The sequence below is a fragment of the Paenibacillus sp. J2R1T-4 genome, from assembly GCF_059692235.1.
Map to the genome: position 1 here is coordinate 168116 of NZ_JCAUBA010000011.1, position 12413 is coordinate 180528.

The 12413-nt window shown below is 49.5% G+C and carries 9 protein-coding genes; 6 read left to right on the plus strand and 3 right to left on the minus strand.

The window, feature by feature from the left end:
* Positions 1-48: 48 nt before the first annotated feature.
* Positions 49-984 (minus strand): aldo/keto reductase, encoded by a 936-nt coding sequence (locus tag AC58QD_RS19170; protein WP_497336182.1) that lies wholly within the window; start codon positions 982-984, stop codon positions 49-51.
* A gap of 219 nt (positions 985-1203) precedes the next feature.
* Between AC58QD_RS19170 and AC58QD_RS19175 the strand changes: the two genes are divergently transcribed.
* The 4 genes from AC58QD_RS19175 to AC58QD_RS19190 all read left to right on the plus strand — a co-directional run bounded on the left by AC58QD_RS19175 (position 1204) and on the right by AC58QD_RS19190 (position 6353).
* Positions 1204-2136: an ABC transporter ATP-binding protein gene (locus tag AC58QD_RS19175; protein WP_497336184.1), complete on the plus strand. Its 933-nt coding sequence runs from the start codon at positions 1204-1206 to the stop codon at positions 2134-2136.
* Entirely contained in the window at positions 2129-2899 is a 771-nt protein-coding gene (locus tag AC58QD_RS19180; protein WP_497336186.1) for an ABC transporter permease, read from the plus strand. Before AC58QD_RS19175 ends, AC58QD_RS19180 begins: the two co-directional genes overlap by 8 nt.
* A gap of 105 nt (positions 2900-3004) precedes the next feature.
* Positions 3005-5683, plus strand: a complete 2679-nt coding sequence (locus AC58QD_RS19185; protein WP_497336188.1) for a sensor histidine kinase — start codon at positions 3005-3007, stop codon at positions 5681-5683.
* Positions 5652-6353, plus strand: coding sequence for a response regulator transcription factor (locus AC58QD_RS19190; RefSeq protein WP_497336190.1), 702 nt, complete (start codon positions 5652-5654; stop codon positions 6351-6353). Before AC58QD_RS19185 ends, AC58QD_RS19190 begins: the two co-directional genes overlap by 32 nt.
* A 635-nt stretch (positions 6354-6988) precedes the next feature.
* Here AC58QD_RS19190 and AC58QD_RS19195 read toward each other — a convergent pair.
* Positions 6989-8155 carry a hypothetical protein gene (locus tag AC58QD_RS19195; RefSeq protein ID WP_497336192.1) on the minus strand — a complete coding sequence of 389 codons (1167 nt, stop codon included), beginning with the start codon at positions 8153-8155 and terminating at the stop codon, positions 6989-6991.
* A gap of 10 nt (positions 8156-8165) precedes the next feature.
* Entirely contained in the window at positions 8166-9644 is a 1479-nt protein-coding gene (locus AC58QD_RS19200; protein ID WP_497336194.1) for an S-layer homology domain-containing protein, read from the minus strand.
* A gap of 196 nt (positions 9645-9840) precedes the next feature.
* On the opposite strand from AC58QD_RS19200, the gene AC58QD_RS19205 reads away from it, so the two are divergent.
* Both AC58QD_RS19205 and AC58QD_RS19210 read left to right on the plus strand, forming a co-directional pair.
* The gene (locus AC58QD_RS19205; RefSeq protein ID WP_497336196.1) at positions 9841-10878 is read left to right on the plus strand and encodes an ion channel; all 1038 of its coding nucleotides are present in this window, start codon (positions 9841-9843) and stop codon (positions 10876-10878) included.
* An 83-nt stretch (positions 10879-10961) separates the two neighbouring features.
* On the plus strand, positions 10962-12278 hold the full coding sequence (locus AC58QD_RS19210; RefSeq protein ID WP_497336198.1) for an NAD(P)/FAD-dependent oxidoreductase: 1317 nt from the start codon (positions 10962-10964) through the stop codon (positions 12276-12278).
* Positions 12279-12413 lie beyond the last annotated feature (135 nt).

The following is a 12413-nucleotide window of genomic DNA, read 5'->3' on the forward strand; positions in this document are numbered from 1 at the left end:
CTGATCGGATCTGTTCATCCGTCAGGTCTCTCCCCTACTATCTACATATCAGGGTTGAAATATTTTATCGATTGTTTCAATCTCGTCTGCTGACAGGTTCACATCCAAAGTCTTGAGGTTGTTCAGCACTTGATCCGGCCGTTTGGCCCCAGGTATCAATACATCAATGGAATCACGCGTTAAATACCAGGCAAGCACGACATGTGCTACCTCCGCTCCGTGCGCATCCGCGATCACTCGTACTCGTTCTACCTTTTCCAGATTGCTGATATAGGTATCGCCCTGGAACATCGGACGCTTGGCTCGTCCATCTGTGAATACAGAATCTTTGTTATACTTTCCGCCTAGCAGCCCCGAAGCCAACGGGAAATAAGGGACGAATGAGATATTATGTTCGATGCAATAAGGCAATATTTCGGCCTCAGCCCCGCGTTTGAATAAATTATATTCGGACTGCAGTACATCCACATACCCATCCTTGTTCGCTTCCTTCAGCTGATCCATAGTGAAGTTAGAAACTCCGATGGCTCGGATCTTTCCTTCGTCCTTCAATTGCTTGAGCGCTCCAACAGCCTCGTCCTTCGGGGTGCTCTCGTCCGGAAAATGAATGTAATACAAATCTATATAGTCCGTCTGGAGCCGTTGCAAGCTGCTTTCCACAGATGCCTTCAAGAAGGCTGGTGAATTATCTACGACCGTGCGGTCATCGACGAACTTATGCGCACCTTTCGTGGCAATAACCGTCTGTCCCCGTACTCCTTGTCCCTTTATAACCTCGCCAATAATTTGTTCAGAACGCTCAGGACCATAGATGAAGGCTGTGTCGAAAAAGTTAATGCCGTTCTGCAGCGCAGCAAGCACCATTTCTCGTCCCGTGTCATCACTCAGATTAGGAAAAAGATTATGTCCGCCAACCGCATTCGTACCCATCCCAATAGGATTTACATAGAGTTCCGTTCGCCCTATCCGTGTTTGCTTCGCCATCGTTCACCTTCATCTCCCTTCATTCCTTGAACGAACAATCCGTTCGTTTATAGGCAAGTATAGGAAACCTGTCCCAGGTTGTCAATTTAGCAGCATGGCCAACATGCATCCAACCCCAACTTTGGTCCAGTCTCACACACGGCTTCCGACGGTTTCTAGCCCCTCTCACGTTCGTTACACTGAATATAAGCAATACTACCCCATTATTTGGAGGAACTCATGTCACAGGAAACCGTCATTCAATTACGCAATGTTACTAAGAAAATAGGCGGCAAGACCATCGTCGATCATCTTACATTTGATGTTCCGCGCGGTGAAGTATTCGGCTTTCTCGGGCCTAACGGCGCAGGGAAAACCACTACGATCCGGATGATGGTAGGTCTGATCTCCATGAGCGAAGGCGAGGTGCTGGTGAACGGCATCAATGTGAATCGCAACTTCGAGCAGGCCATGATGCACATCGGGGCCATTGTTGAGAATCCCGAGCTTTACAAATTCCTTACTGGCTATCAGAACTTGATCCACTTCGCGAGAATGATTCCAGGCATCACGAAGGAAAGAATCGATGAGGTGATCAAGCTGGTGAAGCTTGAGAATCGCATTCATGACAAAGTGAAGACCTACTCGCTCGGCATGCGTCAGCGGTTAGGCGTAGCGCAGGCGATCCTGCATCGCCCTGCGGTCCTGATCCTGGATGAACCGACGAACGGTCTCGATCCCGAGGGCATTCGCGAGCTTCGAGATTACTTGCGAGACCTGGCTAGGAACGAGGGCACCGCTGTGATCGTATCCAGCCATCTCCTCTCGGAGATGGAGCTTATGTGCGATCGCGTAGCGATAATCCAGAACGGCAAGCTTGTCAATGTTCAGCGGATGCGCGATATGGTGCAGAGACAGTCGGATGAGGCCAGTCTCGTCGTTCTCGAGGTCGATGACCCGCAGCGGGCCATGCAGATTCTTGTCGATACAATCAGCATGACGGAAGCCTCCGTCACACCGGAGAGCTTGACGCTATATTTGCAGCGCGATCAAGTGCCGGATGTCCTTAAGCAGCTTGTTCTAGGCAATGTGAGGGTTTACTCCGCCTCCACGGCCTCGATGACGCTTGAAGATAAATTTCTAGAATTGACTCGAGGTGGCCAAATTGTCTAATCTGCTCAATCTCATCCAGAATGAGAATATGAAAATCTACCGCCGTCCGCGCACTTGGGTGATGTTAGCTTTAGTGGTAGCTATTGTTGTTGGGCTGGCAATCTTATTAACGACCGTTATTGACGAAGAAGTGGCCAACAATATGCTGCAATTCATGAACATTGTCAAAAACCTTACTATCATCGTGTTCATTTTTGCGGTAGTAGTATCGGCAGAAATTGTAGCGGGCGAATTCACATGGGGAACCATCAAGCTGTTATTGATCCGACCTGCAACCCGCTCCAAAATCTTGTTGTCCAAATACATCGCGTCTAACCTGTTCCTGCTTCTGTTGCTCGCCGTTTTGTTTATTAGCTCCGTCATCGTAGGACTATTGTTCTTCGGAAGCGCCGGAAGTGGAGAACCCTTAAGCTTACTAGGCATTCTGAAGTCGTATGGCTTCATCACGCTCGATCTGTTCATTAATTTGTCCATCGCCTTCATGATCTCCTCTGTATTCAGGAGCAGCACATTGGCGATTGCGCTCTCTTTCATTTTCACTTTTGTCTCTGGAACGGTCATGTCCATCCTTATTGCGCTGAAATACAATTGGGCCAAGTACATCCTGTTCGCCAACACGAATCTGGAAGTATACACAGCCGATCACAAACCTCCGATTGAAGGGATGACCCTCGGCTTCTCCATCACCATGCTGGCGATCTATTACGTCATCTTGATGAGCCTGTCATTCCTGGTTTTCCGCAAGCGAGATGTTGCAGGTTAACTACGGCTTCCCTAATAGACGGTCGAGTCCTTACTCGGTCGTCTATTTTTATTTCCTTGTCCTCTTTTGTGATAAAATAAATGGTAGACCGTGGAGGATGGAGGAATGAAGGAAATGAAGGGAATGAATAATCGATCACTGCGCCTGCATTTAACGATTACATTCGCTATTGTGGCCTTGATTCCTATTCTCGTGCTTGGCAGCTTTCAAGTAAGGCAGATCCGGCAGATTACGAATGACTATAACAACACTCAGATGCAAGCAGCTTTTCGTTTAGCCGATGCTGTGCAAACCTACATATACTATTACCGCAACGCCGTGGAGACGCTCGCCACTACCATCAGCGCATCCGGCACCTCCTTCCGCAATCGGGAGGGGCTGACTGTGAAGCTGCAATCGGTCAAAGACACCTTGCCTGGCTTCAAAGGCTTATACGTGGCCGACGAACATGGAATTGTGACTGCTTTGTATCCCGATCCTGAGCGTGATCCGAGAAGCACCTCCCTCCCTTCCGTGTTGGGCGCCGATCTGACTAAACGCAGCTTTTACGAGACAATGCGGGCGGGTCAGTCTACGATCATCTCCTCTCTTTACCTCGGACCAGAAGGCGGAGACACACCCGTCCTGGCAATCGCCACACCAGTGTACAGCTTGGAGAAGCGTTATGATGGCTTTGTCCTGGGAGTCCTTGATCTGAAGGAAATTGAAACACTGGTAACCAAATATGACTACGGCCCCGGCTCCTATCCCGTCGTACTCGATACAGAGGGACGGGCGGTCTATCATCCGAATCGCGAGATCATCACTTCTCTGAAGGATTTATCCGGTGAAGCGATCGTCCAGGACAGGAAGATGAATGGACAAGGGTTAGGAAAATACAAATCGGATATCTTCAAGCAGGACGAGCTTGTGGCTTATACTACGATCCCAGATCTCGGATGGACGGTCTGGGTAAGCCGTTCCTATGAAGTGGCCAATGCAGCGTTCCTAAGCTCGCTCAGAACTACTTTTCTCTTGCTTGTACTGACTCTGGCCTTAGCGATTATTGTGGGTACATTGCTAGCCAAGAGATTGAATAATACGATACATTTACTGGTGGATTATACTCAAAAGCTGGCGAATGGAATATTAGGTGAGTCATCCAGCCCAATTGCATCCAAAAGCGCTCCATACGAGCTGCAGATGTTAGCCGATCAATTCTTCCGGATGGCTAAGCAGCTCACCTCCAATCAACGGGCGCTGCTAGCCCTCAATTGCGAATTGGAGAGCAGGGTCGCAGAGCGTACGCAAAGCCTCTCGCGCACGAATCAGGAGCTGGAGATTGTGAACACGTTGCTAATTCCTGCTGCGGACTATCGGACGACGAACAGCTTCATTGAACGGAGCATTGTGCTGCTGCGGGAGCTTACTCCCGTCGGGGTTCGGCTCCATTTGTTCCCGCATACGGGCTCTTCCTCTCTCGGGAACTTCAAAGGCTGGGAAGGCATGATTGTGCCTAGTCCCCATGAGTCCCAACAGGGAGCGCAGCCTGACCTCGTCATTCCGGTTAGTTCAGGCAGCTCCAAGCTCGGCGAGCTTATCGTTGGCAGCAAGCCCGAGATGACAGAGGCCGATCGGAAGTTCCTGCACACGTTCGCCAATACAATTGCTGTCATTCTACAGAACGATATTCTGTTAAGCAGCATTCGCCATGAAGGCGCCACCTTGAACGCGGTATTAGAGAGCATGTCGGATGCTATTGTGTTGATCGACACCGAGCAGGATGTAGTGTACGCCAACCGCCGCATGTCGGAAATGTTCCATATCCCGCTTCAGGAGCTGCTAAAGATGACCGAACACAGTCTGTTTGCAGCAGTGATCGGCTCGCGCCCTGATAACCAGGAGCTGTTCAGGGAATGGTCGCGCAAGCATAGCGGTGCAGTGAAGTTCAAGCTGTTCACCGCGCAGGGCAAGGAGCGGTATATCCTACTCTCCTCCTTCGAGGTATCTGGCGAGAACACCGTATTCGGTCGGGGTTATGTATGGCGTGACATTACGAAGGAGCATGAAATCGACAGCCTGAAGAACGATTTGATCTCGCTTGCCTCACACGAATTCAAGACGCCAATAACTAGCATCAAAGGCGGTGTGGAAACGCTTCTTAGATCGGATACCGAGTGGGAAGAAAGCTTCAAGCGTGAGCTGCTGGAGGGCATTCACGAGGATATTGGCCGCATACAGGGTCTTATTGACGATTGGCTGGATATATCCAAGATTGAAGCAGGAGCGATGCGCATCGAACGTCAACCGCTCAGGGTGTCAGCTGTACTGGAGGCTGCAATCAGGCGATTACCGAAGACTTCCGAAGAAACAACCTTCGATGTTTCCTTAGCCGCAGATCTGCCGCTCATCTATGCTGATAAGCTGCGGTTGGAGCAAGTATTCGTCAATCTATTCAATAACGCGATTCGTTATAACGATAAACCGCCGCTTATTCGCGTTACGGCTGAAACCGATCGCCATTTTGTCATTATTCACGTGAGTGACAATGGGATCGGTATCCCGTCTGAGCATTTGGAGCACATCTTCGATCGGTTCTACCGTGTGGATGTGTCCTCTAGCCGGCAAACAGGCGGAACGGGACTCGGGTTAGCGATATGCGCGGGGATCATAGAAGCGCATGGAGGAGAGATCCGAGTCACAAGCGTTCAAGGGGAAGGCAGCACCTTCTCCCTATTCATTCCACGATTCCACATAGAGGACGGCGATGATCGTGAAACAACCGAAAATTCTAATAGTCGATGATGAACCGAAGATCGTCCGATTCATCTCCGCCAATCTGAAGTCATTAGGTCACGAGACAGTGTCCTGCACGAATGGCAAGGAAGCACTGGAACGGATAGACGACTTTGATCCGGATCTGCTGCTTCTCGATATTATGATGCCGCACATGGACGGGTTCGAGGTATTGCAAAGGCTTCGCCACTTCTCGAATGTCCCTGTGATCATCCTGACCGCGCGAAGCGACTCCACGGACAAAGTCCGCGGATTGAATCTCGGCGCCGACGATTACCTGACGAAGCCGTTCTCGCTAGACGAATTATTCGCCAGAGTGAACGCCGTGCTCCGCCGCATTCAGGCTCGAACAGACGCCACCGTATCGAAGCTCAGCGAGCTCAAAACCGGCCCCATAACCGTTAACTTGGCGAGCAGAAGAGCATGGCTGCTCGATACGGAGATCCGATTCACCGAGACCGAATACAACCTTTTCGCCCTGTTGATCCAGCATGCAGGGAAGGTCATGACCCACGAACAGCTGCTGAGTGACGTATGGGGGCCGGAATATCGCGATGATGTAGAATACTTGCGTGTGGCTATCGCTCGTATTCGTCAGAAGATCAAACAGCTTGATGCGGATTTGGATATCATTGTCACTTACCCCGGTGTCGGGTATATGGCGGCTGCTAAGAATTAGCAATAAGAAAAACCTGACCGGAAGTGCACCGGTCAGGTCCTTGGCGTTGGATATCAGTTAAGCGCGTGGGAGGGCAGTAAGATGGGCTCCAATCGCTCTTGAAATCGTATTCCTTGAATTTATTTTTAGTTGTTAGAATACGATATTCAAATGCGACCGCTGACGCTTTTCCGCTCCACCTTCCTGCCCTTTCTGTTCGACATCGGATTAAGGAGTTACGTTCTCTATGTGCTCTGCCTCCAGGTTTGCTGGAGGAACGTCTTCAAATCGGTTCTAATACCTAACAACAATGTTAGATGTATAAAAATTCGACATAGACGACTAAAAATGACTCTTTTCAGCTGCTAGATGTCGAAGAATTGTACATCTAACGCTGCATTTGATCGGGATCGGCCTTATTTTACCCCATTCCTTGCCCTTTTCGTGGTTAGATGTCGAAATTTTATACATCTACAGCTGAAAACAGGCTCAATTTGCCTATCTATGTATAATTCTTCGACATCTACTTTAGCTCATTAAAGCAATTTGCTTTGATGCTTTTCCGCTCTAAAGCAATCGTTCCACCCAAAAACATAATGTTAGCAAAACCACCATTCCTACCCTGGAAGCTCAGGTAGAAATGGTGGTTCCCTGTTCTATTTGTTCAAAACTTCGATTTCCAACGGGTAATCCGGCAGTGCTATCTCTGTTGTCGTTCCAGTCTGCAGATCGATTATAGTCATCCCGTCCCAGCCGGTATCCGCATAGGTGACGCCGCCCGTGAGATACGCGTAGCGCCCATCGGCACTGCCTGCAACCATCTGATGCTTACGCTTCAGAGGAATGATCCTCTCTTCCATCGTGTCCACATCCAGCACCGTCAGATTAGGACTTCCTGTTGCACTGCCCGCCGCGCCATTCCCCACAATCAGAAGCTTCTTCCCGTCCGCTGTCAAGGCGACACCTTCCTGATGGGTATTGCCTGTCAACGGCTTGGTTTCATAGACGCCGCTCTTCGGATCCAGAATGGCCAGACCGCGTCCCTGATAAGGCATCAACAGCTTCCCGTCCTCACGGACAACCGCATAGTGAGGCTTCTCGAAGCCGCCTTTACCGAATGGAGCAACCTCCAGCTTGCGTGCTTCCAGGCTCTTCATATGAACGGCCGTCACGGAATAGGAATCATGATCGATGCTGTATACTTCTTCCCCATCGAGGCTCACACTAACATCGAAGGGTCTAATCCCCACCGGCACTTTATGAACAAAAGCCATAGTCTGCGTGTCCAGCACTTCCAATTGGCTCGCCCTGCTCGAGCTATAAACCCCGACATAGACGTATCGGTCATCCGGAGATACGATAATGCCCATGCCTCCCGGACGGTACTCGCCGTATTCCACGGATGGGATCGGGGTTAGATACGGCACGGTCGTAATCAATTGACGCTGTGCCGTATCAACCACGGATACTCCTTCGGCCGTGGACACATAGGCTCGATTACCTTGCGCAGCCAAGGCAAGTCCGAATGGAGACTTCCCTACCTCCAGCTTCTCCACAATCCCAGTCGCTGGGTTTGTAAAGGAAATATAATTACTCTTGCTGTGTGTAACAATTAAGATTTCGGATTCCTGAGCTGCTCCTTGCGGTGATTCCGGCTTACTTGTCTCCGCCGGAGAAGGCTGCGGCTTCACAGAATCCTGAACATCCTCCTCCGTACAACCGACCACGAATATAGCCATCAATATCAAGCATACTGTAGTCATGACCTGCATCTTATTGCGTACTCGTTGGTTCCGGATGGTAGATCGACACGCGGTTCGCATGGTCGCCCCCTTATTTCGCTGTTACTGTCATTCCGTTAACCGCTGCCCAGTTCCCGACGGAGGTAACGGTGTAAGTGGTGCCCCCTGCAAACTTGCCGCCATTCTGAAGCTCGAATGTTCCTACAGCTCCCTTACGGCTTGTTAGTTTGTAGGTGGCAGTTAATGTTGTGCCGTCCGGAGCGGTTAATGTCAAGCTGCGCAGAGCGAACAATTCGTCCTTCGGATCTTCAGTCAGTGTCACGTTGATCGTCGTTTCGTTAACGGAGTCAACAGATTGAATCGATAGTGGCGCGATTTCTTTGGCTGTGAAAGCAGCTGCCTCGATTGTAGCCCAGTCCGAGGTTACTGTGTATTTAACGCCTGGTTGGAACTTTTGCCCGTCAGGGAGACGGAACTTAGGCGCTTGTCTTCCATCCGTTGCCTGGGTGAATGGAATATATCCCGCTATCATCGTTTGACCGCCTTCCGGTGTAATATACACCTTCTTGTCTCTCATAGAAGATAAGATTTGATAGGTCTTTCCATTATACACGTTGTTCTCATCCACTATGAATGCTCCAGGGCGACCGGCGCTATAGGCTTGCACGACATATCCATAATCCGCTACTCCATCAGCCAGACTGGATTCCACTTCAAAAGTATCGGCAGCCACTTGCTGTGCCGATCTCATCGCCAATTTCTCGGTGCTAGCCGCGAATGTATCCGACTGTTGGCCTTTGTAGCTTAATGTGTAAGTAACGCCCGCCGCTTGAGGAGACGTTGGAACAATATACGTACTAGTGGAGCCGGATTTCAGCTGCGGGATGTTTAACACGGTTAACCCGTTATCGAACACGAAGTTTTCTTTTGCTTTGGCTACATCAACCTCTTCTTTGGGAAGTGGGGCCGAGAAAGTAACCTGCAAGGTAATGGAGTTTAAATTTTTAACACTGGTTACATGAGCAGGAGCAATAGTTTGCGCGGATCTCAGCAACCATGCCGCCAAACCTCGGGATGCAGGATCCCCGCTTACTAGCGGTGTCTGGAGCAACGCCTGGACAACTGCCGCATCCTGCTTAAGAACGGAAGCTACTACCTCTATCATTTGACCCTGTGTTACAGGCTTACTAGGCTGGAATAGTCCGTTCTCTCCCTTCATAGCACCGAGCTTAGCCATTGCCGTAACATACGTACTGTACCATTCAGCAGCAGACACGTCGCTATAATCACTTACAGAACCTTGAGCCGGATTAACGTCCAGTGCAAGCACGACCATTTTGGCCAATTCTGCGCGTGTAATGTTCTGCAAAGGCTTGAAGAGCTGATCCTCATACCCGTCAACTACGTTTTGCTTGGCCATTTCATCTATAGCTGCCTTATACGGCGAATTCCCCTCATTGTCGGTAAAACTTGCTGCAGATACGTGAAGGACGTTGTAAGGTATAGTCGCTGATAACCCTACTATTGTGGTGATTGCCAGTGCAGTAAGAACTTTTTTATGTTTGTTCATGCTCATCTCTCCCTTAAGTTGTAGTGTGGTTCTCTTAACCTCAGGAATAGAATACCCGTTGCCGCATTGCCATCGAATAAAAACGACAAGAAAAACATTAATAAAACATAACAAGTTGATATAATACACAGTAGGGTTGCAAGTAACTTCCACAGAAACCATTACCATTCAGAATCTTTAGGAGTGAACAAAGGTCATGCTATTCTTCTCCAAACTACTGACTCAACTGGTCCGAACCAGTACAGGGCTAATAACTCTGGCAGCAGTCTTCCTGATTATCGCCGCTTCGGTATTAGGTTATTTCCTTGAACCGGATACATTCGGAAATATGTTCAACAGCTTCTGGTGGGTCATGACTACTGTAACTACGGTCGGTTATGGGGACTTCTACCCGCATACGGTTGCCGGTAAATGCCTGGGCATCTTCCTCTACATATTCGGGATCAGCTTCATTTCGATTATTATCAGTAAAATTGTAGACGGACTATTCGGATATAAACGCAGAAAGGATGAGGGTAAATTGAGCTACACAGGATCGAATCATTTCGTCATGCTGGATTGGAGCAAGAACGCTGAGCTCGCTATCCAGGAAATTCTGAATACAGATTCCACAGCTGAGGTTGTCATCATCGATACCATGGATCGAACCCCATATCAGCACGATCGGGTCTATTACGTGAAAGGCAATCCCGTGCATAAGGAAACGTTGGAGCAAGCTAATCTCGGAAAAGCCAAAGCCGCCTTTATATTTGCTAACGAAATGACGGAGAACCATGGGTATATTCATGACTCTTCTTTCGTTGACGGTAAAACGCTGCTCATCGCTACTACAATCGAACGTTATTTTAATAATGTGTATACGATTGCGGAGATTAAGGACAAAGGGAATGTTCATAATTTCACACATGTCAAGGTAGACGAGTTCATCCTGAGCTCGGAAACCATATCTCAATTAGCCGTTCGATCGGCGTTCAACCCAGGTGCATCCAAGCTGCTCACTCAGCTGCTCACGAGACAGCATGGCGATGATTTGTATGAGATAGCTAAGAAGCCGCATTGGGTTAACTTTCGGGATGCTTTTGAGGAGCTACTGGAGCAAGGCGCTACATTAATATCCGACGGCACGCATCTGAATATTAATCGCAGGCTGCATGAACCAATCCCTGAGTCAGCCCGCCTATTCGTTATTTGCAACAAGGATACGTATCAGGATCTGCTTCGCAAGCATTCGTAAGCGATTAGAGGGTGTTGGTTTGTTTCAGGCTCCCTGGCAATGGGTTATTAATAATACATGAACCCTTACAGGAGGCTGTCAATATGGAACATACATCGACCCCTACCCCAAATTTACATAATGGCTCATTGTACTGGCCAACTACGATGAACCATGTACCTAGCTACCCTAAGCTTGAGGAGCGTGTAGAGACACAAGTCGCTATCATCGGAGGCGGAATGACGGGTGCTTTGAGCGCTGCTGTACTGGCACGCGCAGGTATTCCAGCTGTATTGATTGAGGCCAATCGTGTTGCTTCTGGCAGCACGGCTGCCAATACGGGTTTGCTTCAGTTTTCTAACGACATTATGCTGCACGAGTTAGCCGAACAGATCGGTGAAGCGGATGCGGTCAGCTTTTATAAAGAATGTCGAATGGCCTTACGAGGCTTAGCCGGACTTGCTTGTTCTCTACCGCATGATACCGGCTTTTATGGGCGTAGCAGCTTGTACTGCGCAAGCACCTCTAAGGATGCTCCTCGTCTGTTCAAAGAGTACTTGATGCTGCGTAAGCACGGATTCGCAGTGGAGTGGGGATTGCCTCCTCACATAACAGACACCTTCAAAGCCCGCAGATCGTCTACTCTGGTTACACACGGCGACGCTGAGCTCAATCCCGTGAAGTTCGCTCAAGGCTTAATCGCCCAAGCGCATCAATTCAAGACCGGTGTGTACGAGAATACTACCGTCAAGGAAGTGCAGCGGCGTAACGGGCGTTTCGTCATTCACACTGACTCCGGTGAAGTTATCGCCAGTAAGATTGTTCGTGCAGTCGGCTATATTCCAGGCATTGAGAGTCCTAACTCCGTGAAGCCGATTATGAAACGCACGTATGCTCTGGCCACTCAAGCAACATCGCTGCCTGAAGACTGGCCTTCCGACTTCATGATGTGGGAGACCTCCCGCCCTTATTTTTACTTCCGCACCACACCGGATGGTCGAATGATTGTTGGCGGAATGGACAACCCTATGGGCGATCAGGCAGCAGACCGTACGAATGATGCAAGCAAAGGAACCGAAATGTTCGCCCTTACCCGACGTATATTAATGGAACTAGGCAGACTGTTCCCGCAGCAGGATTGGAGAGCTGAATATGTCTGGAGCGGAGCTTTCGCCGAATCGGAAGATGAGCTTCCTTTTCTGGGGGAATCCATCGAGCAACCGGGCATATTCCACGCCATGGCATGCGGAGGGAACGGGACGATCTACAGTATGATTGCCGCTCACTTGTTGCGCAGCCAGCTGTTCGGCCAAGAACATCCCATGGCACAGTTGCTCAGCCCGGACCGTTCCGCATCGAAGCCAAAGAAAGTGACCGCTCACCTCTTCCCTCATCTGGGCCCGCGGTATATGACTCGATAATACGCTTACAATCAGCCCTCTGAAGCGCTAGCAGCCCTTTCAGAGGGCTGTTCTATTCCTTCGGATACAATTCCCCCAACAGGAATCTCTGTTACGATGTATAATTGTATGTAAAGACAACCAACATCTTGGGAG

What these genes read in the sequence shown, in the direction of transcription:
- AC58QD_RS19170 (WP_497336182.1), bottom strand. Translation starts at nt 984, where the DNA reads ATGGCGAAGCAAACACGGATAGGGCGAACGGAACTCTATGTAAATCCT.
- AC58QD_RS19175 (WP_497336184.1), top strand. Translation starts at nt 1,204, where the DNA reads ATGTCACAGGAAACCGTCATTCAATTACGCAATGTTACTAAGAAAATA.
- AC58QD_RS19185 (WP_497336188.1), top strand. Translation starts at nt 3,005, where the DNA reads ATGAAGGAAATGAAGGGAATGAATAATCGATCACTGCGCCTGCATTTA.
- AC58QD_RS19195 (WP_497336192.1), bottom strand. Translation starts at nt 8,155, where the DNA reads ATGCGAACCGCGTGTCGATCTACCATCCGGAACCAACGAGTACGCAAT.
- AC58QD_RS19200 (WP_497336194.1), bottom strand. Translation starts at nt 9,644, where the DNA reads ATGAACAAACATAAAAAAGTTCTTACTGCACTGGCAATCACCACAATA.
- AC58QD_RS19205 (WP_497336196.1), top strand. Translation starts at nt 9,841, where the DNA reads ATGCTATTCTTCTCCAAACTACTGACTCAACTGGTCCGAACCAGTACA.
- AC58QD_RS19210 (WP_497336198.1), top strand. Translation starts at nt 10,962, where the DNA reads ATGGAACATACATCGACCCCTACCCCAAATTTACATAATGGCTCATTG.